The sequence below is a fragment of the Marivivens aquimaris genome (assembly GCF_015220045.1).
Classification (GTDB): Bacteria; Pseudomonadota; Alphaproteobacteria; order Rhodobacterales; family Rhodobacteraceae; genus Marivivens; species Marivivens aquimaris.
Window position 1 is genome coordinate 1,458,084 of the sequence record NZ_JADBGB010000001.1, and the last position, 23,270, is coordinate 1,481,353.

Here is a 23,270-nt window from a genome sequence, read left to right on the forward strand (position 1 = left end):
TGCCCTCGCCCTGCGTCTGCGTCAATCCGAGGGGGTGACATCACGGGCAACATATGCAGAACTTCGCCAGCACACAAACCGGAGACACTATGAAGCGCCTCGCCCTTTCCTTCGCCCTCGGCCTCGGTCTTGCCACCTCTGCCGCAGCGACCGATATCGACCAAATGACCGACGCCGAACGCGAGGCATTTGGCGCCGAAGTCCGCGCCTACCTGCTGGAAAACCCCGAGGTTCTGATCGAAGCCTATAACGTGCTCGAACAGCGTCAGGCACAGGCCGAAGCGGTCGCGGATCGCAACCTCGCCCAAGCCAACATGGACGCGCTCTATAATGACGGCCACTCGTGGGTCGGCGGCAATCCGGACGGCGACATCACCATCGTCGAGTTCATGGACTACCGCTGCGGCTACTGCAAACGCGCGTTCCCCGAGGTCGAGGAACTCATCGAATCCGACGGCAACATCCGCTTCATCGTGAAGGAATTCCCGATCCTCGGCGAAGCCTCCGTCCTCGCCAGCCGCTTCGCCATCGCCGCCCACCAGCTTTATGACGACGAGACCTACAAACTCGTGCACGACACGCTGATGGAATTCCGCGGCGACATCACGCCCGACAGCCTCGCGCAACTGGCTGACACCTTCGGCCTCGACAGCGCCACGATCCTCGAACAAGCCACTTCGAACGAGGTCACCGCCGTCCTGCAAGCGAACATGGAACTCGCCCAGATCCTGCAAATCTCCGGCACCCCGACCTTCGTCGTCGAGGACGAGATGGTCCGCGGTTACATGCCGCTGGCCGCCATGCAGCAAACGGTCGAAGAACAGCGCGCCGACTGACGCTTCATTCTGACACAAATACCTTGGGGTGAATGGCGCGCAGCGCCAGAGGGGCAAAGCCCCTGCCCCATAAACAAAAACGGGGCCCGCAAGGGCCCCGCTCTGTATTCCAAAGATGGAAAACTTATTCTTCGGTGACAGTGACGGTTTTCATCATGTCAGGCTGGCCGATGACCGCGCCGTTCGGGCCCATGCCGCGCTTGATCTGGTCAACGACCTCCATGCCTTCGGTCACGCCGCCGACGATGGTGTACTGACCGTTCAGGAACGGACCGGGTTCGAACATGATGAAGAACTGGCTGTTGGCCGAGTTCGGATCCTGCGAGCGGGCCATGCCCACCACGCCGCGATCAAAGCTCAGCTCGTCCGAGAACTCTGCGGCAAGGTCCGGATACTCCGAACCGCCCATGCCCGCACGGCGCATGTCGCCGCCCATCTTGCCGTATTCCACGTCGCCGGTCTGGGCCATGAAGCCCTCGATCACGCGGTGGAAGACGACGCCGTCATAGGCGCCCTCTTCGGCAAGGCGGGTGATGCGCTCGACGTGCTGCGGTGCCACATCCTCAAACAGGTCGATGTGGAACGTGCCATTCGCGCCCTCGCCCTCGACAGTGACGTCGAGGCCGGTCGCGAACGCCGGCGCTGCCAGCAGGGTAAAGGCTGCGGCGAGCTTAAGCATCGGCTGCAACCTTGACCGAGATCATCTTGTCGGGATCGACCGGCGGCTCGCCGCGAACGATCTTGTCGACGTGTTCCATGCCCTCGATGACGCGGCCATAGACGGTGTACTGGCCGTTGAGGAAATGGTTGTCCTTAAAGTTGATGAAGAACTGGCTGTTGGCCGAGTTCGGGTTCATCGAGCGTGCTGCACCAAGGGTACCGCGGTCGTGCGGCAGCTTGGAGAATTCAGCCGGAAGGTCGGGAAGGTCCGAACCGCCAGTGCCAGCGCGGCCGATGTTGAAGCTGTCGCTGTCCTTGTTGCCGTTTGCAACGTCACCGGTCTGGGCCATGAAGCCGTCGATCACGCGGTGGAAGACGACGCCGTCGTACTTGCCTGCGCGCGCCAGTTCCTTCATGCGCTCGGCGTGCTTGGGTGCGACGTCCGGCAGCAGTTCGATCACAACATTACCGTCTTTCAGTTCGACGATGACGGTGTTTTCGGGATCTTTGATTTCGGCCACGACGGCCCTCCTTTTTTGCTATTTGCGAAAACATAAGGCCCGTTCCCGCGAATGCCAAGTGATCGTCCTTGACCCCGAGACGAAAGACCTTATCCACGACGGTGCTGTGATTTTATGCAGGAGGCGATTATGGCTTGGAAAACTCTCGACGAAATGGAACTGGACGGTAAGCGCGTATTGGTCCGCGTTGACATTAATGTTCCCGTAGAAAACGGCAAAGTGACCGACACGACCCGCATCGACCGCATCGTGCCGACCATCAAGGACATCCTCGCCAAGGGCGGCACGCCGATCATGCTCGCCCACTTCGGCCGCCCCAAGGGTCAGGTCGTTCCCGAAATGTCGCTCAAGATCACCGTTCCCGCGCTCGAAAACGCTTTGGGCACCGACGTGACCTTCGTTGAGAAGCCCTCCCGCTCGGACATCGACGCCCTGCCGCAGGATGCCGTCGTTCTGGTCGAAAACACCCGCTTCGCCGCTGGCGAGGAAAAGAACGACCCCGAGATGGCGAAATTCCTTGCCTCGCTCGGTGATGTCTACGTCAACGACGCTTTCTCCGCCGCGCACCGCGCCCACGCCTCGACCGAAGGCGTCGCCAAGCTGCTGCCCTCCTGCGCTGGCCGCCTGATGCAGGAAGAGCTCGAAGCTCTGGACAAAGCGCTCGGCAACCCCGCCCGCCCCGTTGTCGCCATCGTCGGCGGCGCGAAGGTCTCGACCAAGCTGGACCTGCTGGGCAACCTCGTCGGCAAAGTCGACCACCTCGTCATCGGTGGCGGCATGGCCAACACCTTCCTCGCCGCCCAAGGCATCAACGTCGGCAAGTCGCTCTGCGAACATGACCTCGCCGACACCGCCCGCGACATCCTCAAGAAAGCCGACGAAGCGGGCTGCGAGATCGTCCTGCCGCGCGACGTCGTCGTCGCCAAGGAATTCAAAGCTGGCGCAGAGAACGACACCGTGGTTCCCGAAAGCGTGGCCGATGACGGCATGATCCTCGACGCAGGCCCCGCCACCGTCGAATACATCTCCGGCATCTTCGACAAGGCCAAGACCCTGATCTGGAACGGCCCGCTCGGCGCGTTCGAGATCGAGCCCTTCGACGCCGCCACCAACGCAGCCGCCAAGAAAGCTGCCGAAGCCACCAAGGCAGGCACCCTCGTGTCGGTCGCTGGCGGCGGTGACACCGTGGCCGCGCTGAACAAGGCAGGCGCGGCCGAGGACTTCACTTACATCTCAACCGCAGGCGGTGCGTTCCTCGAATGGATGGAGGGCAAGGAATTGCCCGGTGTCAAAGCTCTCAATCAGGAATGACACTTTAACGCTAACGGTTAGCGTAACCAGAATTGATAGCTTCACCCCGGTTACTTACAACCGGGGTGAAGGCCCCAAGGGCCCTCGGAAATGTATATTTCATGAGGTTTTACAAATGAATACGCAGATGGCCGACAAGGTCAGCAACGCCGGCGGCTTTATCGCAGCACTCGACCAGTCCGGCGGTTCCACGCCCAAGGCTCTGCGCGGATACGGTATTTCCGAAGACGCCTATTCCACCGAAGAAGAGATGTTCGACCTGATGCACGCCATGCGCGCACGCATCATCAAATCCCCCGCCTTCACCGGCGACAAGGTCCTCGGCGCAATCCTGTTCGAAATGACCATGGACCGCGACATCGACGGCACCCCGACCGCCGAATACCTCTGGAACGAAAAGCAGGTCGTTCCCTTCCTGAAAATCGACAAGGGCCTGATGGACGAAGAAAACGGCGTCCAGCTTCTCAAGCCCATGCCGGGCCTCGACGAGCTCCTCGCCCGCGCCGCCGCCAAAGGCATCTTCGGCACCAAGGAACGCTCGGTCATCAACGCCGCCAATCCTGTCGGTATCAAAGCGATCGTCGATCAGCAGTTCGAAGTCGCCAACCAGGTCCTCGCCGCTGGCCTAATGCCGATCCTCGAGCCCGAGATTACCATCACCATCTCCGACAAGGTCGAAGCCGAAGAGATGCTGAAGACCGAAATCCTCAAGCATCTGGATGCCATGCCCGCAGACAAGCAGGTGATGCTCAAACTCTCCCTGCCCTCCACCGACAATGTCTACGCAGAGCTGATCGCGCACCCGCGCGTCATGCGCGTCGTCGCGCTGTCAGGCGGTTATAGCCGCGATGAGGCCAACGATATCCTCACCCGCCAGAACGGCATGATCGCCAGCTTCTCGCGCGGTCTGGCCGAAGGCATCAGCGCCCAGCAGTCCGACGAGGACTTCGACGCCACCATCGCCACTGCGATCGACAGCATTTACGCCGCTTCGATCACCTAAGCAGACAAAGGCCCGCAAGACCTGAGTCCTGCGGGCCACATTTTCCATCACAGGCAAAAAAGTGAACGATCCTGCGCTTTTGGGGGATTCACAAAGCGATTCGCCTGTGCGAAACTGACCTCAACCGCCCGTCAGAGGCACCTTGAGGCAAACATGAATCGCAGCAAACGGCCCGGTTTCGGGGTCTTCATCTACTTCACCGGCGCGCTGATGCTCGCGCTCTACTTCGCCTTTGCCGCCGTGCAGGGTGAATACGGCGTATTCCGCCGCGCCGAAGTGGATGCCAAAGCCCGTGATCTGCGCACCGACCTTGATGCGATCAACATCGAGGTTGCCCGCATGGAAAACCTCACCCACCGCCTGTCGGACGAATTCCTCGACCTCGACCTTCTGGATGAACGCGCCCGTGACGTGCTCGGCATGATCCGCGCCGACGAAATCGTCGTCACCCGCTAAGCTCCCGCGCCCCTCACCTTTGTGCCCCAAATATCCCGGGGTGAATGGCGCGCAGCGCCAGAGGGGCAGCGCCCCTGACCTGTTTTCCGGCGAATATCCGCACGAAATAAGGGCAAATGCTTGCCTTGCGTGCAATGCAACCCACCTTCCCGCTTCAGACAAACATTGACTCTCGCCTCAAGCGGGATGATCCTGTATGGGATAGTTTAAAGTTAAACTACTTTGTATTTCGCCAGCAAAGGACGGAGGACCTATGGCCGCGAAGAAACCAGCCCCTCAGGCTAACGTGTCGAAGGAAGAGCTTCTTGGCTACTACCGCGACATGCTTCTCATCCGCCGCTTCGAAGAAAAGGCAGGCCAGCTCTACGGCATGGGTCTGATCGGCGGCTTCTGTCACCTTTATATCGGTCAGGAAGCGGTCGTCGTCGGCCTCGAAGCGACCGCCAAGGAAGGCGACAAGCGCATCACCTCGTACCGCGACCACGGCCACATGCTGGCTTGCGGCATGGAAGCCAACGGCGTCATGGCCGAGCTGACCGGCCGCGAAGGCGGCTACTCCAAGGGTAAAGGCGGCTCCATGCACATGTTCTCGAAAGAGAAGCATTTCTATGGTGGTCACGGCATCGTTGCAGCGCAGGTTCCGCTCGGCGCTGGCCTCGCATTCGCCGACAAATACAACGGCACCGACAACGTGACCTTCACCTACTTCGGTGACGGCGCTGCTAACCAGGGTCAGGTCTACGAGACCTACAACATGGCGCAGCTGTGGGATCTTCCGGTCGTCTTCGTGATCGAGAATAACCAGTACGCCATGGGCACTTCGGTCGCCCGCTCGACCAAGTCCCCGTCGCTCTTCGAGCGCGGCAAGGCTTACGGCATCGCTGGCGAAGAGGTTGACGGCATGTCGGTCCTCGCAGTGAAGGAAGCCGGCGAGCGCGCCGTCGCCCACTGCCGCGCAGGCAAAGGCCCCTACATCCTCGAAGTCAAAACCTACCGCTACCGCGGTCACTCCATGTCGGACCCGGCCAAATACCGGACCCGCGAGGAAGTGCAGAAGATGCGCGAAGAGCGTGACCCGATCGAGGGTATCCGTTCGATGCTCCTCACCGGCAACCACGCCACCGAGGAAGACCTCAAGGCCATCGACAAAGAAATCAAGGACGTCGTGAACGCTTCGGCTGAATTCGCGAAAGAAAGCCCCGAACCCGCGCTCGAAGAGCTGTGGACGGACATTTACGCGTAAGTCGAGGGAGGATTACACACCATGGCAACCGAAATTCTGATGCCCGCCCTCTCTCCGACGATGGAAGAAGGCACTCTGGCCAAGTGGCTGAAAAAAGAAGGTGACACCGTTTCCGCCGGTGACATCATCGCTGAAATCGAGACCGACAAGGCCACGATGGAATTCGAAGCGGTCGACGAAGGCATCATGGGCAAGATCCTGATCGCCGAAGGCACCGAAGGCGTGAAGGTCAACACCGCCATCGCCGTTCTGCTCGAAGAAGGCGAAGACGCCGACGCAGCCGTCGCATCCTCCTCCTCCGCTCCGGCGGAAAAGAAAGAAGAAGCGCCTGCTGAAACCCACGCCTCGGCTCCTGCTGCTGCCGCTCCTGCCAAGGACGTCCCGCAGCTCGACCTGACACCGGACTGGCCGGAAGGCACGTCCGTCAAAACCCAGACCGTCCGCGAAGCACTCCGCGACGCGATGGCCGAAGAAATGCGCAGCGACGACCGCGTGTTCCTGATGGGTGAAGAAGTCGCCGAATACCAAGGCGCCTACAAAATCTCCCAGGGTCTGCTGGATGAATTCGGCGCACGCCGCGTCATCGACACCCCGATCACCGAGCACGGCTTTGCAGGTATCGCCACTGGCGCCGCCTTTGCGGGTCTGCGTCCGATCGTGGAATTCATGACCTTCAACTTTGCCATGCAGGCCATCGACCACCTGATCAACTCGGCAGCCAAGACGCTTTATATGTCCGGCGGCCAGATGGGTGCTCCGATGGTGTTCCGTGGTCCGAACGGTGCAGCTGCCCGCGTTGGCGCCCAGCACTCCCAGGACTACGCCGCTTGGTACTCGATGATCCCCGGCCTCAAGGTCGTGATGCCCTACACCGCGTCGGACTACAAAGGTCTGATGAAGTCGGCCATCCGTGACCCGAACCCGGTCATCTTCCTCGAAAATGAGATCCTCTACGGTAAGTCCTTCGACGTGCCGGAGATCGAGGACTACACCGTTCCGCTCGGCAAGGCGCGCGTCGCCAAGCAGGGTAAGGACGTGTCCATCGTCTCGTTCGGTATCGGCATGACCTACGCCATGGAAGCTGCTGAAAAGCTGGCCGAAGAAGGCATCGACGCCGAAGTCATCGACCTGCGCACCCTGCGTCCGCTGGACTATGACACCGTGCTGGCTTCGGTCATGAAGACCAACCGCATGGTCACCGTCGAAGAAGGCTGGCCCGTCGGCTCCATCGGCAACCACCTGTCGGCCTACGTCATGACCCACGCGTTCGATTACCTCGACGCTCCGGTCCTGAACTGCACCGGCAAGGACGTTCCGATGCCCTATGCTGCGAACCTCGAAAAGCACGCGCTCGTCACCACCCAAGAGGTGATCGACGCTGTGAAACAAGTGACCTACCGCTAAGGAGACAGAGACATGGCAATCGAAATTCTCATGCCCGCCCTGTCCCCCACCATGGAGGAAGGCACGCTGGCAAAGTGGAACGTCAAAGAGGGTGACACCGTCTCCTCCGGCGACGTGATCGCAGAGATCGAAACCGACAAAGCGACGATGGAATTCGAAGCCGTTGACGAAGGCGTCGTCGGCAAGATCCTCATCGCAGAGGGCACCGAAGGCGTGAAGGTCAACACCCCGATCGCCGTCATGCTCGAAGAAGGCGAAAGCGCCGACGACATCAAGGTCAGCACCCCCGGCGGCGACGCTCCGGCAACCGACAAGGCCATCGCGGAGGCTGCCACGCCGGCAGTCGCCACCTCGGCTCCGGCCAAGGACGATGCCGCACCGGCTCCGGCTTCACCGAAGAAGGACGGGGAGCGTATCTTCGCATCGCCCCTCGCCCGCCGCATCGCCGCGCAGAAGGGTCTCGACCTGACCGCCATTTCGGGCTCGGGTCCGAAGGGCCGCATCGTTAAGGCCGACGTGGAGAACGCCACCGCCGCGCCGAAAGCCGACGCCCCCGCTGCCGCCAAGGCAGACGCACCGAAGGCCGCTCCGGCTGCCGCCGTTGCATCGGGTCCGTCGACCGAAGCTGTGCTCAAGATGTACGAAGGCACCGACTACGAAGAGGTCAAACTCGACGGTATGCGCAAGACCATCGCTGCCCGCCTCACCGAGGCCAAGCAGTCGGTCCCGCACTTCTACCTGCGCCGCGACATCGAACTGGACGAACTGCTGGCCTTCCGCTCGCAGCTCAATGCCAAGCTCGGCGACCGCGGTGTGAAGCTGTCGGTCAACGACTTCATCATCAAGGCCTGTGCCCTTGCGCTCCAGCAGGTTCCGGAAGCCAACGCCGTCTGGGCTGGCGACCGTACCCTGAAGTTCAAGAAGTCGGACGTTGCAGTTGCCGTCGCCATCGAAGGCGGTCTGTTCACGCCGGTCCTCAAGGACTCGGACAGCAAGTCGCTCTCGGCCCTCTCGGCAGAGATGAAGGACCTCGCCAAGCGTGCGCGTGATCGCAAGCTGGCACCGCACGAATATCAAGGCGGTTCCTTCGCGATCTCCAACCTCGGCATGTTCGGCATCGACAACTTCGACGCCATCATCAACCCGCCGCACTCCGCGATCCTCGCCGTTGGCGCGGGCGTGAAGAAGCCGGTCGTGGACGCCGAAGGCCAGATCAAAGCGGCGACGGTCATGTCCGTCACGCTCTCGGTCGACCACCGTGTGATCGACGGTGCGCTGGGTGCGAACCTGCTGAACGCCATCAAGGAAAACCTCGAGAACCCGATCGCCATGCTGGCGTAAACTTCCCGACATTCCACGCGAAAGCCCCGCTCCGGCGGGGCTTTTTCGTTTGTAGGTGGCCTTCGCTAATTTTCTGAAATTAATCCCGAAAATCGCGACGGAACCACGCCGCCCGCACGTATCAAGGGCGTCTCTTCGAAATGCAGTCGTTTAACGAGTGCTTCGGTACTGCGATGCCCCACCCAGCCGTTTCTGCATGGCGGTCAGGCAGGTCCATCGCAAAGAGGGGAAAGGGCCCCACACCCTGCTCTTTCCCCTTCATCCGACTGAGGATCGAGGAGGCGTGCATATGAGCCCCCCTGTTAGCCGCTGTGTCCCAATCTTTCAGCGGCGACCTAGCGCCTCCGGTTTCCTCGCCGGAGGCGCGTTTTTGTTTTACGGCGCGGGGCGGTCATCCAGCGTCAGTTGCATCAGCACCAGATCGAGCCAGCGGCCGAACTTCTTGCCGACCTGCGGCATCCGTCCGGTTTCGACAAAGCCCATGCGTTCGTGCAGGCGGATCGAGCCTTTGTTCTCTGCCGCGATGGCGCCGATCATCACGTGACGACCCGTTTCGCGGGCGTGGTCGATGACCTTTTGCATGAGGACGGGACCGATGCCCTGCCCTTGGAATTCGGGCAGCACATAGACCGAATGCTCAACGCTGAGGTCATAGCCGTCCTTGGGACGGAACGGGCCGTAGCTGGAATAGCCAGCGGGCTTGCCGTCCACCTCTGCGATGAACACCGGACAATTCAGCGCCGCGCGGTCTTTGAGGAACTGTTCGCGGTTCGCCACGTCGACCTTTTCGGTCGTCCACAGCGCAGTGCCGCCGTCGACTTCATCGTTCCAGATCTGGGCGAGCAGAGGCGCGTCACTCTGTACGGCATCACGAATGTCCATGGTCTTCCCCGTCATGGGCGCAGCGGCCCCGAAATATTTGAAAAGTTTGATTTAACGCAAAGGCGAGGCGACTCGCCGGTGGTACTCAGCAACCAACAGATATGAACGGAGACGAACATGGATTGGAAGCCCGAGCTGGCCAACACCGCCGCCCTCACCCGCGATTTTCGCAAAATGCATCCCGATGCGGGCAAAGCGTTCACGCAGATGCACCACGCCGCCCTGTCGGAAGGTGCGCTGGACGTCAAAACCAAGGAACTGATGGCGGTGCTCGTGGGGATCGTGACCCACTGCGGCGACTGCATAGGATTTCACATGCAGGGCGCAAAAAAAGCCGGCGCCACCAAGGAGGAAGTCGCAGAGATGGTCTCTGTCGCGATCCTTATGGGCGGTGGCCCCGGCTATATGTACGGGATGAAGGCGCTGGAGGCCTTCGACCAGCTTTAACCTTCGTACTTGGACTGCTGTCCGGCGCACTTGTTGAGCAATTGATCCATCGACACCGACGGCTGATCGCAGCCCGCTTCGCCCACGATCTTGGCCGGAACACCGGCCACGGTCTTGCAGCACGGCACTTCGTGCAGAACGACCGAACCGGCCGCGATGCGGCTGCGGTTGCCGATGCGGATGTTGCCCAGAACCTTGGCACCGGCACCGATCAGAACGCCGTCACCGATTTTCGGGTGACGGTCTTCTTCTTCCTTACCGGTTCCGCCGAGCGTCACCGAGTGCAGCATCGACACGTTGTCACCAACGACAGCGGTTTCGCCGATCACGATCGAATGCGCGTGGTCGATCATCAGGCCGCGGCCGATACGTGCGGCGGGGTGGATATCGACGCCAAAGGTTTCCGACACACGCATCTGGAGGAAATACGCCAGATCCTTGCGGCCCTGATTCCACAGCGAATGACCGAGGCGGTACGCCTGCACGGCCTGATAACCCTTGTGGTACAGAAGCGGCTGGAGAAGACGGTGCGTCGCGGCATCACGCTCGACCGTCGCCACGAGGTCCGCGCGGGCGGCAGAAACGATATCCGGATCGTTCTCGTAGACGTTGTCGGCGATCTCGCGCAGCAGCTGCTCCGACATCTCGGACGAGGCGAGCTTCATCGCGATGCGGTAGGCCAGCGCGTCCTGGAACGTGGGATGGTGCAGCACACCCTGATGCAGAAGGCTGCCCATGAGCGGCTCTTCGAGGATCGCATTTTCCGCCTCTTGGCAGATACGGTCCCAGACGGGATCGACATGAGCGAGGTTCAGGTTCGGTTTTGCCATAGCGCGGCTCCACGTTTATCTTCTGCGGCCTTTTACACCAGATAGCCCCCTCGGCGAAAGTTCAAACCCGTGATGGGCCTGTTCACCGAAAGTTATGGTCACGCCGTTCCAGAACGGCACTCACTACACATTGTACGGCGCTGAGGTAGGCCGGATCACCCGGACGCGGCAGATCGGCCCGCGTACGGGTTTGCACGGCATCGACAAGCGAGCCGTTTCCCCAATGTGGATGACGTTTTCCGGTGTTCTTGCGGTATTTATCAGCGATCCGCGCGGCCTCGATAATGGCCAGCGCGAGGGTCCGCCAATGCTCCTTCGGGGCGGCGAGCAGAACGCTCGCCACCGCCTCCAGATCCGCCAGAATGACGGGCCGCATTACGCGACCTTCAGGTATCGCGCCGCGCCCGCGCCGAAACGGGCGGACATTTGCGCCAGTTCGACGTCATATCCCTGCATGGCCGAGTCGGCCTGCATCAGGTGGGATTCGTAGTGCCAAGCGGGCGCGTTCGTGACCTCTTCGCGGGTCATCCGCCCGTCCACCCAGATGCGGAGGCGGTATTCCTCCTTCTCCTCTGACAGCGGCACATCGGTTCCCGCCCAATCGTCTCCGCCCAGACGCGTGCGCCTGATCCACGTGATCCGGTGCCCACCGCCGGGGTCAGCAGTCTGCCGCAAATGACAGGGCGCATAGGGTCGCAGGCCGCGGCCCTCGCAAGCGACCTCGACATGGCGGTAGGCGGGATCGTCGAGTGCACGGGTTGCGGGGCCAAAGCGGTAATGCCGCGCCACCCCGCGCAGGGTTTCGGGGTAATCGACAGGCTGCACGGCCTTGTCGATCAGCACGAAGAGACTGCCCGCCTCGTGACCGTGTAGCGCTATATCATCGGTGCCGAAGCGCCCTCTGAGCCGCGTTTCAATCGCGTAGGTGTCGGGGGCCACCAGCGTCGCCTTGCGGAACTGAAGCAGCTCCCAACCGCCCGTGGAGCCGTCGCCCACAGCGGCGAGGTTCTTCCCGCTCAGCAGCCCCGCCACCTTGCGCGAGGATAGACCGCCCTTCGCCAGTTTGATCCGCACCGCAGGCCCGCGATCCCACGTGGCGCTGCCCGCTGGCGGCAGGTCATCTAGCAACGTTCCCGCGATGGCGGATTTGTAGTGCGTCTGCGCGAGCGTGTAATCCTCGTCATCCTCCCCATGCCAGAGCGACACCGCCCCCGGCCACGGGACGCCTAATGCTGCGAAATGCGGGGTGTGCGGTGCCTCATCGTCCATGATCGGCAGGTCGAGGAACAGGCCCGTCACAGGCACAGGCGCCACGAAATCGCGCATCGTCACCACGTCGTCGGTCGCGGGCGACGGCGCGTAGATGTTGGGGGAAATCTGGACCGCTTCGACCTCGGCCAGCCCTGCGTGGGTAATGCGGTCGATGCGGTAGCTGATGCCGTTCAGGCTGACCGTATCCCCCGCGCCGAGGTGGCTTTGCGACGGGGGCAGCGCGAAACGAAGCACCTCGCGGGCGACGCGGGCCTCCGACAGCCAGCGGTCGGCGATCTGCCCAGCCTCGCCCGCCGTCAGGACGAGGGGCAGTTCGTTGCGGGACGCGGTGCGTGTGGTGTCGTCGGCGTGGATCGCCTCTGCGCTGCGGTCCTGATAGTCGCCGCCGCTTTCCACGTAGCCCAGACGGATGCGGCCTGCGACCTCGGCCTCGGACGAGCGGGAGCGCTCGACGGCGGTGGCGGCATCGTCGGGCAAGGCGAGGAGGTTTTCGTCGAGGGCTTCTCCGGTCGCCGTGGTGCGGGAGATGAACGTCAGCTTGCCGTCACGGTCCACCACGTCGAAGCCGAACGCCAGTTGCAGTGGTTGCAGCACTGCGCGTGCGGTCAGCGCGTCCGAGGCATAGCCCCGCACGATGCCGTAGAGGCGGCTGGTGTCCACGTCCGTCATGCCAGAGCGGGCGCAGACCTCGGTCACGACGGAGGCCAAGGTGCGCGACGCCGCGCGACCGTTCAGCCAGTGACCGCGCGCGTAGTTGTCACCGTCCGCCCAGACGGCAGCGTTCGCGGGGAAATGCGGGAACGGGCGACTGTCCCACGCCCAGACGTGGGCGCGGGTCATGTCGACCATGGGGCCGTCGTAAAGCGGCGAGACAGGGTTGTTCGCCGCCTGCCCGTAGTGGCCGTGCATGGCGCGCAGGTATTGCGTCTGGATCAGGTCATCGCGCCCGCCGTTCGAGTAATGCGGCAGCGAGCTTTCCGAGGATTTCGGGTCGAGGAATTTGTTCGGCTGGTTGGTCGCCTTGTCGATGGCGGCGCAGCCGAGCTCAGTGAAAACGATCGGTTTGCTCTGCGGCTCCCACGCTGTCGGGGTGTCCGAGCGGACACCGTCCACGCGGTCGTGGTGCGGGTTCAGCCACCAGTTCCGGATGTCCTTGGCGCGCCAGATCCACGGCTCGTTCAAGCCGTCGGTGATCGGGGTGCGTATCTGGGCGTCGCGGGCCTCGGGCGAGTGGTAGAACCAGTCGTACATCTCGCCGCCTTCGATGTTGGCGGCAAGGTAATTTACGTTGTGAATCGCGCCCCACGCGGCGTCGGCGTGGTCGTTCCCGTCGCGCCAATCGGAGAGCGGCATGTAGTTGTCGATGCCGATGAATTCGACGTTCTGATCGGCCCAGAGCGGGTCGAGGTGGAAGAGCTTGTCGGCGGTGCCTGCGGGCTGGTAGCCGTGATATTCCGACCAGTCGGCGGCGTAGCCGATCTGCGTATCGGGGAGGATTTCGCGGACATCGGCAGCGAGTTGGCGCAGATGCTCGACGGCAGGAAATCCTTTGTTATCGCGGATTTGCGTGAGACTCCTCATCTCGGAGCCGATGCAGAATGATGCCACGCCGCCTGCGATGGCACAGAGGTGCGCGTAGTGCAGAATGAAGCGGCGATAAGACCACTCAAGCGGGCCGGTATAGGTGACCCGATCGCCGCTCAGTGCGAAATCGGACACCTGCGCGTTTCCGAAGAAAGCGTCCACTTCGTCACGGGCGGTTCGCGTGCCATCAGGACTTCCAGGCTGGTCCGGCGCGAGGCTGGTGGTGATACGGCCACGCCACGGCAGCGCGGGCTGGGTGTCGCCGCCCCACGGGTCGGGGAGTGTGTTGTCCCCCATCTGCTCCATCAGGATGAAGGGGTAGAACATCGGGGCCATGCCGCGCGCTTTGATCGCGCGGATGGCTTCGATCACGGAGGCATCGCAGGGCGTGCCGCCGTAGACCGCGCGGCCTCCGTCAAAGGGGACCAGTCCAGCGGCGGTGCGGTCCGCGCCGGAGACGGTCCACGGCATCGCCTCGGGGTCTGCCTCGTCATTTTCGGCGCGCGGGCCGATGCGGCACTCCCCGCAGCGTAGGTCATTGCCGAACCACGACACGATTACCGACACGTTTTTCGCGTTCGGCAGCTCGCATTCGAGGGCGTCGAGCGAGGTCTCCAGATCGGACTTGCCCGAGGGGGAGTTGATGTTGAGCGAGCGGTAGGCGCCGAGGCCGGTTTCAGCGGTCACAGGCGTCGTGGCGAGGGCGTATTCGCCGGTACCGGGGATCAGGGCGACGCCGTTTACCATGTCCGCGACCTCGTCCGAGGCGGAGGGGCGGAAAACCTCGAACGACAGCTGGGGGACGCGGTTGCCGAAGCGGCCAAGGGGCATGTCCTCGATCACCACGTAGGCCGTGCCGCGATAGGCGGGAGCCGCGCCCTGCCCCTCGACCGCTTCGATGCGGGGATCGGGGCGCTGGGTTTCGGTGCCTTTGTAGGTGCGGATGGTGAGGTCGTCGCTGGCGATCTCGGCCCCGTCGGCCCAGATGCGGCCGATGCCCGAAATCTCGCCTTCGCAGAGCGCGATGGCGAGGCTGACGGTGTAGCTGTATTCGGTGACGGAGGGCGCGGTCTTGCCGCCGCCGGTGGTTGTCTGGTCCTCGAGAAAACGGGTCGCCCAGATGACTTGGCCCGCGACGCGGGTGCGGCCGTAGATTTGCGGGATGACGGAGCCTTCGTTGGCGGAGGTCAGGCGCAGACGGTCGATGCGGCCCGTCTCGACCGCTTGGGAGCCGCCGAGGAGCCGCTCGTCGATCATCTGACCCAATGCGGCCCCTGCCGCCTGACCGAGCGCGGCGGCCGAAAGGCCGAGCACCGTGCCGCCCACTGCGCCGCCGATTGCGGAGCCTGCCGCTGCAAGAACCAGAGTGGCCATCAGATGTCTCCTTTAGGGAATGCGAAACGGGCCGCGATACGGCGGGCCCAAGGGGGTGTCAGGCGGCTTTCGACAACGCCGTGACCGGAGCAGGAATGGATGAAGGCGGCGTCCTCGCCGGTGGCCGACTGGATCGCGGCGTGGCGGGCGGGCTGGCCGTCTTTCATGCGGAACAGGAGGATGTCGCCTGCGTCTGCCTGCGTTTTCGGGGTCAGGTGGCGGGCGAGCGCGGGCATGAGGTCATCCGCCCCCGTCCAGCCCGCAGCATAGGGCGGAATGTCCTGCGGGAGCGGGCCGATGAGCGCCTGCCAGACGCCGAGTATCAGGCCGAGGCAATCGCAGCCCGCGCCGAGGCAGCTTGCCTGATGGCGGTACGGGGTGCCGATCCAGCGGCGGGCCTCTGCCACGATCATCGCAGCGAGCCGCCGTTGTGATTACCTGCGCGCAGCGGGCTGGAGATCAGCCAGTCGTCACCGGGGATGTCCGGAAAACCGCGGTAATTCTTCAGGTTCGCGAATTTGTAGCGGCAGGTGGACATGCGCTTGTCGCAACCTGCGGTGAGGCGGACCTCGTGCAGGCCGAGAGTGCGGATCGGCTCCCACAGCTCCATCGTACGGCCAAGGCCGGTGAAGCGGTCGGCTTTGATAAGGCCTATGAGGCCCTTGGCGGGGCCATCCTGGACTGTGAGGCTGCCCTTTTCGAACCAGCGTGGGGCGTAGGTGTCGAGGCCGGTGAAGGTGAGCTCGGTGGTGGTGATCTGTGTCGGCGTGGCGGTGACGGTGAACGCCTCGTCGGTGGTGTCCACGCGGCACTGCGCATCGCCCAGAACGGCGCTGCAATCGCGTTGGTAGATGCGGCCTTGGGGAGTGTTCAGCGCCTCGGCGAGGCCGCGCAGTTCGGCTTGGAACTCGGGACCGGCGCGGCGGATCTCTCCGATCAGGCCGCGAAAGACGAGCTTGCGCTGCGCGGTGTCGGCCCAGTTGACGTGCCAGAAGGTGACGCCCGCGCCGTCGTAGCGTCCAGCGGCGATGTCGTCGTCGGTGATGGCGGCGTCCGAGAGGGTGCCGATCGCCTCGGAATTATCGACCGAAAGGCCCGTCGATTGTTCGAGCGCGCGGGCGGTGAGGCCAGCGCCTGCGCGGAAGGTGATGCCGTCGAACGCGAGGTCGCGGTCATGGTCGGTGAAGCCCAGAACGAGGCCGTCCTTGCGGGTGACGGCCCATGCGCGGGCGACGGTGGTGATGCCGGTTTTCAGATGCTCGGACAGGGTCATACGCGGACCTCCACCACGGGAACTGCGGGGACGTCTCCGGCGCGAAAACTGGCGACGGAGGTCTGGATGCGGTCGGTGTCAAAGCGCACGGGCACGTCGAATTCGAAGCCCGCGCGGATGTCCGCGCCGACATCGGGTGCGTGGGTAAACTGGATGAGGCCCGCCGTGTAATCGACTGTATAATCTATGCTTTCCGACTGCGAGATACCGTCGATGGTGACGAGCACGGTGCCCAGCACGGGCTTGGTCACGGGGCGGTCATAGGTGACGTGGCCGGAGGCGTAGCGCTTGACCAGTTGGAAGGTCGTGGTGACTTCGTCGCCCGTGCCGATGTGCTGGTCGAGGCCGCTTGGCTCCATCGACGGAAGGCAGGATTTGTAGTCGCTCCAGTCCTTCCAGCGAAAGCCGAATAGCTGGCCGCGGCGGGCTTCGAAAAACGCGATCAGTGCCTCAACGTCATCGAGCGAGCGCAGGCCCACACCCGCGTCATAACGGCGGCGCGAGTGCGCCCACGGGCTGTTGCGCTCCTCATAGCCGTTGGCGAGGGTCACGACCTCGGTCCGGCGTTCGGGACCGCCGACGGAGCCGAAGGAAAGCGATGCGGGAAAGCGCACGTCGTGGAACATGGCGGGGTCTCCTTAGCGGTTGCGCTGGCCGCGGCCCAAGGCGCGGGACATCTGGGCGACGATCTGGTCGCGGCTGCGGGCAAAGCCCTGCACGTCGGGCGTGGTGATGTTCATGGTCACGTTGACGGACCCGCCGCCCTGCGCACGCACGCCGAGACGACCATCGGCGCCGCGCGTGAGGGGCATGATGGCCTCTGGCCCGGCTTCTCCCATCAGGCCTGTGCCGCCGCGCATGGCGAAGGTGGTGGGGCTGCTGACCACGCCGCCCTTGGCAAAGGGCATAACGCGGCCTTGGGAGAACGGCGCGCCATTGGCAAAGGGCAGAATGCCGGACACCAGCGCGCCGACGCCGTCCGCCATGAGACCGCCGAAGTGGTCGGTGACGGGCTTCATCGCGCTGTTGTAGACGGTTTTGCCAAGCTGCTGGGCAAGGCCCGTGAGCGCGTCGCCGAGCTTTTGCCCGTCGAAGATCACGCCGTCGAAGGCTTTGCGCAGGCCGGTGGAGAGCCCGCGTTCGAGGCCCGCGAGGTCACGGGTTGTGTCGGACAGGGTGCTACGAAGCCCGCGCAGTTCGTCGCCGAACGCGCTGGTCATGGCGGAGGTGTCCGCAAGCTGGTCATCAAGGTCGTCGAAGTCAGGCATCTGGCCCTCCGTTCGGGGTGTCGGGATAGAGGCGCGACAGCTCTGACAGGCGGTCGCGGCCCATGGAGGGCGTGGCGGCTTCGGTGCCGAGCATGAGCATCAACTCGGCAGGCGTGAGCGCCCAGAACTCGGCCGGTTTGAGGCGCAGGAGGCGCAGACCGACCCTGAGGAGACCCGCCCAATCCATCAGGCGGGCGGCGTGAAAGCGCGGGCGAGCATCTGGGCTGCCGCGCGGGCCGCGCCGATGGGGCCGCCCGCGATGTCGGCGGTCAGAAGATCGGACGCCTGCCCCTGCCAGCCGCCGCCCCGCAGGCCGGCCACGACCAGCGCCATCACATCGGCGGAGGTGTAGTGACCGGCCTCGAACCGGGCGACCAGATCGAGGAGCGATCCGGCGCCCAAGGTCGCCTCCAGCTCGGCCAGAGCGCCGAGCGTGAGTTTGCAGGTGTGGGTCTGGCCGTCGATGGTGAGCGCGACCTCTCCGGCGTGGGGGTTCGCCATTAGGACGCCGCCGTGAAGGTCAGCGCGCCAGCGGAGGCGAGCGAGAGCTCGTAGGTGGCTTCGCCGTTGTGGCTGCCCGCGTATTCGATCGAGGTGATCAGGAACGCGCCCTGCACGGTGCCGAAATCGGGGATGATGACCTGAAATTCAGGCGTCACGCCGTCAAAGAAAATCTGGCGGGCGCGCTCGTCGGTGTCGGCGTCCTTGAACACGCCAGAGCCGGAGATGGACGCGGATTTGACGCCAGCACCGCCCAAGAGTTCGCGCCAGCCGCCCTGACTTTCGAGCGAGGTGACATCGACGGTTTCGGCGTTGAAGCTGATGCGCGTGGCACGCAGGCCAGCGGCGGTGACGAACTGGCCGTCGCCGGTCATGTCGATCTTGATCAGAAGGTCTTTGCCATTCTGCGCTACCATAGGAAATCTCCTTGTGTCAGAGGCTTACGGGCCTCAGTTAAGCTGGGTGCGCGCACGGAAGCGCAGGTCGATGCGGCGGGCATCCTCGCCCTGACGGGTGGCCACGGCGCGGGTGAACGCGAGCGAGACGAGGTGTCCGGCGGTGAGCGTCAGCGAGTTTTCGAGCGCGGTGCAGATCGCGGCTGCGGCCTCTTTCGCGGCGGTGAAACCGGCCTGCGTGGTGACGACGGACACGGTGAAATCATGCTGCGCGCCGTGGCCTGTGGCGTCGGATGCGTCCTTAACCGTCTCAGGCCCAAGCTGCGCGTAGAGCGCGGGCGCGGTGCCGAAGGGGAGCGCGTCGTAGATGTGGGAGCCGAGGTGACGGACAACCTCGGGATCGGTGTAGAGCTGCTGGAAAACCGCAGCTTGAAGGGCGGCGGAAAGCGCGTAGGTCATGTGTCCTCCTTCGCGAAACACAGCAGGAAACCGCGCTGCGCATCGGCCACCGCGTTGATGGTGTAAGTGCGCCCGCCGCTGAGGATGCGGTCGTGGAGCGCGGGGCGGACGTCATTGCGGGCCATGATGCGCAGCGAGGTGCCGGAGGCACTGGCGCGAGCATCGACGGCGGCCCAGACGGTCGCGACATCGCTCCAACCCTCGGCATAGCCGCCCGCGTCGTCGGGCGTGCGGGTGCGGGTTTGCAGCGTGAGCGGCGTGTTCAGGACGGGCGCTTTCACGGGCGGGCTCCTGCGGTCATGCGGATCGGCTGGAAGCGCGCGGTGATGGCGGCGACGGCGGGCGGGAACGTGGCGCGCTCGACCGCTTGGCCGTGGCGGAAATCGTAGTAGTGCGCAGCGAGCATCAGCACCGCCTGCGCCAGATCGGCGGGGATCGCGTCGAAGGTCTCACCATAGCCAGCGGTGAGTTCGACGCGGGCGTAACCGCCTGCGGGGATGTGCGGCAGCTCCAGCCCCAGCGCGATCAGGAACGGGCCGCGAAAACCGGGCGCGAGGGCAAAGCCGCTGGCGGTGGTCTGGCTGCCGGAGCGGTCAACGAGGCGGATGGCGGTCACGTCGGAAACAGGCTGCACGGGGAGCGTCTGTTCCGACGGGTTGCGCCACTGGCCGATGACCCATGTGAACGGGCGGGAAATCAGGATGCGGCCCGTGCGGGCTTCGATCGCGGCGATGGCGGCGCGCAGGCAGCTTTGCAGCGGGGCATCGCCGGAGCCGTCCTCGGGGAGATCGGCACCCAGACGCAGGTGGTCTTTGAATTGGGCCACCGGAAGGGCCGCGGCGGGCACCGGTGTCTGTTCTGTCAGCATCATGGAAGGTCTCCGAAGGCGGCGTGGAAAGGAGACCGGACGCAAGTCCCGACACTGCTCGGACGGAGGGAACAGCTGGACAATGCGGGCGCGTCCGGTCAGGCAGGCGGGGAGGATCGCCTGCCTATGGGGTGGCTCAGGCGGCGAACTTCAGCAGCTTGATCGCCTTGAAGTCGCTGACGGCACCGCCGACACGTTTGGTGGCGTAGAACAGGACGTGCGGCTTGGCCGAGAACGGATCGCGCAGCAGGCGCACGTCGGGACGCTCGGCGATGGTGTAGCCCTGCGCGAAGTCACCAAAGGCAATCGCGTTGGCACCTGCGGCGACGTCCGGCATGTCCTCTGCGATGAGGACAGGATAGCCCATGAGGCGCGCGGGCTCGCCCTGGCTGAGGCCGTCCGACCACAGGAAGCGGCCGTCCGCGTCCTTGAGCTTGCGCACGGTGCCTGCGGTTTTGGAGTTCATCACGAAGCTCGCGCCCGCGCGGTATTCGGCGCCGAGGGCATAGACCAGTTCGATGATCGGATCGCCGGTCTCGATGCCGCCCGATACGCCGGTGGAGACATAGCCGATCTTGCCCCACTCCCACGACGCGTTCGGGGTGACGGGATAAGTCAGGAAGCCCTTGGGTTTGTCGGCGCCATTACCCGCGACAAAGGCCGAGGCTTCGGAGCGGGCGAACTTGTCCGCGATGCGCGAGGCCAGCCAGTTTTCGATGTCGAACGCGCTGTCATCCAGAAGGCGCTGCGAGACCTTCGGCATGGCCGAGAGTTCGTTGAGCGGGATGGTGATGCGGTCGATCTGCGGGGCTGCGGTCTCGCCCGTGGCGGTGTCCTCGTTCGCCCAGCCCGCGCCCATGTCGGCGTGGTCGACCAGAAGGTCATAGGAGGTCGCCTCGACCGTCACGATGGAGGCGATGGCACGCAGCGAGGCGGTGGAGTTCAGCGCCGATTTGATGTGGTCCGAGGTCTGCGGGTCCACCAGATAGCCGCCGTCGGCAGCCACGGTCGAGGACATCGCCTTGCCTTCGAGCGGCAGGTCGCGCAGGCCCTCGTCATCGCCCGAACGCAGGTAGGCGGCGAACGCCTTCTGGTGCGGGACTTCGTCATGTGCGCCTGCCGAGAGTACGGGGCGTGCTGCGATCAGCGATTTACGGTCGAGTTTGGTCATCCGGTCTTCCTGCTGTTGAAACCTGGCATCAATGCCGTCGGAAAAGGTTTTGAATTCGCTCATGAAATCGCTCAGCGCAGATTTCATGTCCTCGGCCGGAGACACGTCTTCTCCGGCCCGGGATTTGATCTCGGGGTGTTCCATTCCTGTCCTTTCAAAAGCGGGCTCAGCCCTTGGCGAAAATCCGTGCGGCGCTGCGGAACGCATCGGCCACATCGCGAAGCGCGGCGTGTTCGGGGGTGTCACCCTTGGCGGCAACACGCGCCTCGGGCAGCATCGGGAACGTCACGAGGGACACCTCCCAGAGGTCGAGTTCGGTCAGCAGACGGCGGCCCTGCGCGTCCTTGGATGCCTTGAGCGTGCGGTACCCGATGGAGAGCCCGTCGATAGCGCCCGCCTCGATCAGCGCGGCAGCCTCGCGGCCCTTGGCGACGTCGGTCAGCAGACGGCCTTTGACGCGCAGTCCGCGGTCGTCTTCGGTGACTTCGTCCCAGATGCCGATGGGCTGCGCGGGGTCGTGCTGCCAGAGCATCTTGACCGCGCCGCCCTTGGCCGCGAGCCGTTTGAGCGAGGCCGCATAGGCCCCTCGTTCGACGATATCGCCGCCCTGATCGACAGCCCCGAATAGCGAGGCGTAGCCCGCGATGACATGCCCGTCGGTCAGGGCAACGTCCCCGCCGAGGGCCGTGAATTTGTGTTCAAGCATGGTCTCTCCTTATCCGGCGATCTGGCTAACAAGCGTCGCCAGCGTCAGCGCCAGCACGGCGCACATCACCAGCCAGACCTGACGGGCCAGCCGCGTGATGACGGTTTCGATACGGCCCAAGCGCAAATCGAGCTGGGCGAACCAGAAATCGGTGGCGGGCGGCTCCTCGCGGGGTTTGAGGTCGACGACATCACCCATGCGTCACCTCCAGCGCAGGCAGGCCCAGCAGCGCGCGTTTTTCCGCATCGGTAAGGAAACTCGCGTCGCTCACCCGCCGCCACGCCGCTTCGCGCTCGGCGGCCAGCGCAGGGATCTGGTCGGGGTCGGGACGCATATCGATGCGCTCGCCGGTGAAATCCGACAGCCAGTCCGCGATGACACCCGTGACCCGCGATGCCAGCGGCATGACGGTGAGGCGATAGAACGCGCGGTTGGCCTCCTGATAATTGGCGTAAGTCGCATCCCCTGGAATGCCGAGCATCATCGGCGGCACACCAAAGGCGGTGGCAATCTCGCGCGCGGCGGCTTCCTTGGTCTTCTGGAATTCCATGTCCGAAGGGCTGAACCCCATTGGTTTCCAGTCCAGCCCGCCTTCGAGCAGCATCGGGCGCCCCGCATTGCGCGCGCCTTGGTGCATGGTCTCCATCTCGTGGAGCAGGCGGTCGTACTGGTCCGAGGTCATGGTGCCCTGCCCGTCAGCGCCGTTGTAAACGATCGCGCCAGAGGGCCGCGCCGCATTGTCAAGCAGCGCCTTGGACCAGCGCGAGGCACTGTTGTGCACGTCCACGGCAGTCGCAGCGGCCTCCATCGGGGACAGGCCGTAATGGTCGTCCTGCGGGTGGAAACTGCGGATATGGCAGATGGGGCTGGGACCATCGCCCAGAGCGAACCGGTGCTTGCGCCCGCCCACCGCATAGTCATACGCAACAGGCCACCCGTCAGCGCTAGGCACGAGGCTCATCCGGTCGGAGCGCAGCACATGCAGCTCCAGCGGCAGATCCCCCGTGCCCACGGCCTCCAGATAGGCATTGCCGGTCAGTAATAGCTGCCCGTAGACCGCTTCCAGAAACGCAGCGCGGCCCTGCCCGCTGTTGGGGCGCTGCAAGAGGCCCGCCACGGGGTGCTCGTCATAACGGCGCTCGCGGTCCTGATAGACCAGCGGCAGCGCGGCGGCGGCCTCGGAAATCATCTTTACCGCACGAAACCCGACCGGATTGCCGGTAAAGCCCTGCTTGGTCAGTGACGCGGCATCACGCGGCGACCAGACGACGCGGCCCGCGCCCATGGCAACGACGCGCCCTGTGGCGGATGCCTTTGCCTCGGGCACCTCAGCCGCGCCGCGTTTCAGAAAGTCGAACATTGGCTTCTCCTTGCTCCCGCCCGATCCGATGAAACCGTTATCCGCTATTCCTCTTAAAATGCGGCGAAGGCACCGTACGGTGCCCCCGCCTCTTCATTCTGACAA

28 protein-coding genes are annotated in these 23,270 nt (G+C 64.0%); 8 read left to right on the forward strand and 20 right to left on the reverse strand.

The genetic code is table 11. From position 1 onward, the window contains the following. Positions 1–89 precede the first annotated feature (89 nt). On the forward strand, positions 90–836 hold the full coding sequence (locus IF204_RS07205) for a DsbA family protein (protein WP_194095804.1): 747 nt from the start codon (positions 90–92) through the stop codon (positions 834–836). 124 nt (positions 837–960) lie between these two features. Here IF204_RS07205 and IF204_RS07210 read toward each other — a convergent pair whose 3' ends face one another. Both IF204_RS07210 and IF204_RS07215 read right to left on the reverse strand, forming a co-directional pair. After that, on the reverse strand, positions 961–1,515 hold the full coding sequence (locus IF204_RS07210) for a peptidylprolyl isomerase (RefSeq protein ID WP_194095806.1): 555 nt from the start codon (positions 1,513–1,515) through the stop codon (positions 961–963). Next, positions 1,508–2,017, reverse strand: coding sequence for a peptidylprolyl isomerase (locus tag IF204_RS07215; RefSeq protein WP_167638063.1), 510 nt, complete (start codon positions 2,015–2,017; stop codon positions 1,508–1,510). Before IF204_RS07215 ends, IF204_RS07210 begins: the two co-directional genes overlap by 8 nt. Positions 2,018–2,146: 129 nt before the next feature. On the opposite strand from IF204_RS07215, the gene IF204_RS07220 reads away from it, so the two are divergent. The 6 genes from IF204_RS07220 to IF204_RS07245 all read left to right on the forward strand — a co-directional run bounded on the left by IF204_RS07220 (position 2,147) and on the right by IF204_RS07245 (position 8,775). Continuing rightward, positions 2,147–3,328 (forward strand): phosphoglycerate kinase, encoded by a 1,182-nt coding sequence (locus tag IF204_RS07220; RefSeq protein ID WP_194095808.1) that lies wholly within the window; start codon positions 2,147–2,149, stop codon positions 3,326–3,328. 115 nt (positions 3,329–3,443) lie between these two features. Next, a complete protein-coding gene (locus IF204_RS07225) occupies positions 3,444–4,331 on the forward strand; it encodes a fructose bisphosphate aldolase (protein WP_194095810.1) in 888 nt (295 codons plus the stop codon). 153 nt (positions 4,332–4,484) lie between these two features. After that, the gene (locus tag IF204_RS07230) at positions 4,485–4,787 is read left to right on the forward strand and encodes an FtsB family cell division protein (protein ID WP_167638060.1); all 303 of its coding nucleotides are present in this window, start codon (positions 4,485–4,487) and stop codon (positions 4,785–4,787) included. A gap of 253 nt (positions 4,788–5,040) precedes the next feature. Further along, a complete protein-coding gene (gene pdhA / locus IF204_RS07235; RefSeq protein WP_167638059.1) occupies positions 5,041–6,030 on the forward strand; it encodes a pyruvate dehydrogenase (acetyl-transferring) E1 component subunit alpha in 990 nt (329 codons plus the stop codon). Positions 6,031–6,051: 21 nt separating this feature from the next. Then, a complete protein-coding gene (locus IF204_RS07240; protein WP_194095812.1) occupies positions 6,052–7,434 on the forward strand; it encodes a pyruvate dehydrogenase complex E1 component subunit beta in 1,383 nt (460 codons plus the stop codon). A 12-nt stretch (positions 7,435–7,446) separates the two neighbouring features. Continuing rightward, positions 7,447–8,775: a pyruvate dehydrogenase complex dihydrolipoamide acetyltransferase gene (locus tag IF204_RS07245; RefSeq protein WP_194095813.1), complete on the forward strand. Its 1,329-nt coding sequence runs from the start codon at positions 7,447–7,449 to the stop codon at positions 8,773–8,775. Positions 8,776–9,150: 375 nt separating this feature from the next. Here IF204_RS07245 and IF204_RS07250 read toward each other — a convergent pair whose 3' ends face one another. Then, positions 9,151–9,657 carry a GNAT family N-acetyltransferase gene (locus IF204_RS07250; protein WP_194095815.1) on the reverse strand — a complete coding sequence of 169 codons (507 nt, stop codon included), beginning with the start codon at positions 9,655–9,657 and terminating at the stop codon, positions 9,151–9,153. Positions 9,658–9,774: 117 nt separating this feature from the next. Between IF204_RS07250 and IF204_RS07255 the strand changes: the two genes are divergently transcribed. After that, on the forward strand, positions 9,775–10,104 hold the full coding sequence (locus tag IF204_RS07255; protein ID WP_194095817.1) for a carboxymuconolactone decarboxylase family protein: 330 nt from the start codon (positions 9,775–9,777) through the stop codon (positions 10,102–10,104). Here IF204_RS07255 and cysE read toward each other — a convergent pair. The 17 genes from cysE to IF204_RS07340 form a co-directional block, all read right to left on the reverse strand. Continuing rightward, entirely contained in the window at positions 10,101–10,934 is an 834-nt protein-coding gene (gene cysE, locus IF204_RS07260; protein WP_194095819.1) for a serine O-acetyltransferase, read from the reverse strand. The genes IF204_RS07255 and cysE overlap by 4 nt on opposite strands. An 82-nt stretch (positions 10,935–11,016) precedes the next feature. After that, entirely contained in the window at positions 11,017–11,310 is a 294-nt protein-coding gene (locus tag IF204_RS07265; RefSeq protein WP_194095821.1) for a DUF7742 family protein, read from the reverse strand. Next, positions 11,310–15,164 (reverse strand): baseplate multidomain protein megatron, encoded by a 3,855-nt coding sequence (locus IF204_RS07270; RefSeq protein WP_194095823.1) that lies wholly within the window; start codon positions 15,162–15,164, stop codon positions 11,310–11,312. Before IF204_RS07270 ends, IF204_RS07265 begins: the two co-directional genes overlap by 1 nt. Beyond that, entirely contained in the window at positions 15,164–15,577 is a 414-nt protein-coding gene (locus IF204_RS07275) for an NlpC/P60 family protein (protein ID WP_194095825.1), read from the reverse strand. Before IF204_RS07275 ends, IF204_RS07270 begins: the two co-directional genes overlap by 1 nt. Next, positions 15,574–16,437 (reverse strand): DUF2163 domain-containing protein, encoded by an 864-nt coding sequence (locus IF204_RS07280; RefSeq protein WP_194095827.1) that lies wholly within the window; start codon positions 16,435–16,437, stop codon positions 15,574–15,576. Before IF204_RS07280 ends, IF204_RS07275 begins: the two co-directional genes overlap by 4 nt. Continuing rightward, positions 16,434–17,063, reverse strand: coding sequence for a DUF2460 domain-containing protein (locus tag IF204_RS07285; protein WP_194095829.1), 630 nt, complete (start codon positions 17,061–17,063; stop codon positions 16,434–16,436). The genes IF204_RS07280 and IF204_RS07285 overlap by 4 nt, the downstream gene beginning before the upstream one ends. A 12-nt stretch (positions 17,064–17,075) precedes the next feature. Then, on the reverse strand, positions 17,076–17,705 hold the full coding sequence (locus IF204_RS07290; RefSeq protein WP_194095831.1) for a phage tail tape measure protein: 630 nt from the start codon (positions 17,703–17,705) through the stop codon (positions 17,076–17,078). After that, entirely contained in the window at positions 17,698–17,892 is a 195-nt protein-coding gene (locus IF204_RS07295) for a rcc01693 family protein (RefSeq protein WP_194095832.1), read from the reverse strand. The genes IF204_RS07290 and IF204_RS07295 overlap by 8 nt, the downstream gene beginning before the upstream one ends. Continuing rightward, positions 17,892–18,206, reverse strand: a complete 315-nt coding sequence (locus IF204_RS07300; RefSeq protein ID WP_194095834.1) for a gene transfer agent family protein — start codon at positions 18,204–18,206, stop codon at positions 17,892–17,894. The genes IF204_RS07295 and IF204_RS07300 overlap by 1 nt, the downstream gene beginning before the upstream one ends. Further along, positions 18,206–18,622, reverse strand: a complete 417-nt coding sequence (locus tag IF204_RS07305; protein WP_167638045.1) for a phage major tail protein, TP901-1 family — start codon at positions 18,620–18,622, stop codon at positions 18,206–18,208. Before IF204_RS07305 ends, IF204_RS07300 begins: the two co-directional genes overlap by 1 nt. Before the next feature lie 33 nt (positions 18,623–18,655). Further along, positions 18,656–19,060, reverse strand: a complete 405-nt coding sequence (locus IF204_RS07310) for a DUF3168 domain-containing protein (RefSeq protein ID WP_194095836.1) — start codon at positions 19,058–19,060, stop codon at positions 18,656–18,658. Then, complete coding sequence (locus IF204_RS07315; RefSeq protein ID WP_194095838.1) at positions 19,057–19,341, reverse strand: head-tail adaptor protein; 285 nt, start codon at positions 19,339–19,341, stop codon at positions 19,057–19,059. Before IF204_RS07315 ends, IF204_RS07310 begins: the two co-directional genes overlap by 4 nt. After that, entirely contained in the window at positions 19,338–19,931 is a 594-nt protein-coding gene (locus IF204_RS07320; protein WP_194095840.1) for a head-tail connector protein, read from the reverse strand. The genes IF204_RS07315 and IF204_RS07320 overlap by 4 nt, the downstream gene beginning before the upstream one ends. A gap of 133 nt (positions 19,932–20,064) precedes the next feature. Further along, complete coding sequence (locus tag IF204_RS07325; RefSeq protein ID WP_194095842.1) at positions 20,065–21,243, reverse strand: phage major capsid protein; 1,179 nt, start codon at positions 21,241–21,243, stop codon at positions 20,065–20,067. A 22-nt stretch (positions 21,244–21,265) separates the two neighbouring features. Further along, a complete protein-coding gene (locus IF204_RS07330; protein WP_194095844.1) occupies positions 21,266–21,805 on the reverse strand; it encodes an HK97 family phage prohead protease in 540 nt (179 codons plus the stop codon). 9 nt (positions 21,806–21,814) lie between these two features. After that, on the reverse strand, positions 21,815–22,003 hold the full coding sequence (locus tag IF204_RS07335; protein ID WP_167638039.1) for a hypothetical protein: 189 nt from the start codon (positions 22,001–22,003) through the stop codon (positions 21,815–21,817). Then, positions 21,996–23,165 carry a phage portal protein gene (locus IF204_RS07340; protein ID WP_194095846.1) on the reverse strand — a complete coding sequence of 390 codons (1,170 nt, stop codon included), beginning with the start codon at positions 23,163–23,165 and terminating at the stop codon, positions 21,996–21,998. Before IF204_RS07340 ends, IF204_RS07335 begins: the two co-directional genes overlap by 8 nt. Positions 23,166–23,270: the final 105 nt, after the last annotated feature.

Coding starts and splice junctions, on each gene's coding strand:
- IF204_RS07205 (WP_194095804.1), top strand. CDS start 90: ATGAAGCGCCTCGCCCTTTCCTTCGCCCTCGGCCTCGGTCTTGCCACC.
- IF204_RS07210 (WP_194095806.1), bottom strand. CDS start 1,515: ATGCTTAAGCTCGCCGCAGCCTTTACCCTGCTGGCAGCGCCGGCGTTC.
- IF204_RS07220 (WP_194095808.1), top strand. CDS start 2,147: ATGGCTTGGAAAACTCTCGACGAAATGGAACTGGACGGTAAGCGCGTA.
- IF204_RS07225 (WP_194095810.1), top strand. CDS start 3,444: ATGAATACGCAGATGGCCGACAAGGTCAGCAACGCCGGCGGCTTTATC.
- IF204_RS07230 (WP_167638060.1), top strand. CDS start 4,485: ATGAATCGCAGCAAACGGCCCGGTTTCGGGGTCTTCATCTACTTCACC.
- pdhA (WP_167638059.1), top strand. CDS start 5,041: ATGGCCGCGAAGAAACCAGCCCCTCAGGCTAACGTGTCGAAGGAAGAG.
- IF204_RS07240 (WP_194095812.1), top strand. CDS start 6,052: ATGGCAACCGAAATTCTGATGCCCGCCCTCTCTCCGACGATGGAAGAA.
- IF204_RS07245 (WP_194095813.1), top strand. CDS start 7,447: ATGGCAATCGAAATTCTCATGCCCGCCCTGTCCCCCACCATGGAGGAA.
- IF204_RS07250 (WP_194095815.1), bottom strand. CDS start 9,657: ATGGACATTCGTGATGCCGTACAGAGTGACGCGCCTCTGCTCGCCCAG.
- IF204_RS07255 (WP_194095817.1), top strand. CDS start 9,775: ATGGATTGGAAGCCCGAGCTGGCCAACACCGCCGCCCTCACCCGCGAT.
- cysE (WP_194095819.1), bottom strand. CDS start 10,934: ATGGCAAAACCGAACCTGAACCTCGCTCATGTCGATCCCGTCTGGGAC.
- IF204_RS07265 (WP_194095821.1), bottom strand. CDS start 11,310: ATGCGGCCCGTCATTCTGGCGGATCTGGAGGCGGTGGCGAGCGTTCTG.
- IF204_RS07270 (WP_194095823.1), bottom strand. CDS start 15,164: ATGGCCACTCTGGTTCTTGCAGCGGCAGGCTCCGCAATCGGCGGCGCA.
- IF204_RS07275 (WP_194095825.1), bottom strand. CDS start 15,577: ATGATCGTGGCAGAGGCCCGCCGCTGGATCGGCACCCCGTACCGCCAT.
- IF204_RS07280 (WP_194095827.1), bottom strand. CDS start 16,437: ATGACCCTGTCCGAGCATCTGAAAACCGGCATCACCACCGTCGCCCGC.
- IF204_RS07285 (WP_194095829.1), bottom strand. CDS start 17,063: ATGTTCCACGACGTGCGCTTTCCCGCATCGCTTTCCTTCGGCTCCGTC.
- IF204_RS07290 (WP_194095831.1), bottom strand. CDS start 17,705: ATGCCTGACTTCGACGACCTTGATGACCAGCTTGCGGACACCTCCGCC.
- IF204_RS07295 (WP_194095832.1), bottom strand. CDS start 17,892: ATGGATTGGGCGGGTCTCCTCAGGGTCGGTCTGCGCCTCCTGCGCCTC.
- IF204_RS07300 (WP_194095834.1), bottom strand. CDS start 18,206: ATGGCGAACCCCCACGCCGGAGAGGTCGCGCTCACCATCGACGGCCAG.
- IF204_RS07305 (WP_167638045.1), bottom strand. CDS start 18,622: ATGGTAGCGCAGAATGGCAAAGACCTTCTGATCAAGATCGACATGACC.
- IF204_RS07310 (WP_194095836.1), bottom strand. CDS start 19,060: ATGACCTACGCGCTTTCCGCCGCCCTTCAAGCTGCGGTTTTCCAGCAG.
- IF204_RS07320 (WP_194095840.1), bottom strand. CDS start 19,931: ATGATGCTGACAGAACAGACACCGGTGCCCGCCGCGGCCCTTCCGGTG.
- IF204_RS07325 (WP_194095842.1), bottom strand. CDS start 21,243: ATGGAACACCCCGAGATCAAATCCCGGGCCGGAGAAGACGTGTCTCCG.
- IF204_RS07330 (WP_194095844.1), bottom strand. CDS start 21,805: ATGCTTGAACACAAATTCACGGCCCTCGGCGGGGACGTTGCCCTGACC.
- IF204_RS07335 (WP_167638039.1), bottom strand. CDS start 22,003: ATGGGTGATGTCGTCGACCTCAAACCCCGCGAGGAGCCGCCCGCCACC.
- IF204_RS07340 (WP_194095846.1), bottom strand. CDS start 23,165: ATGTTCGACTTTCTGAAACGCGGCGCGGCTGAGGTGCCCGAGGCAAAG.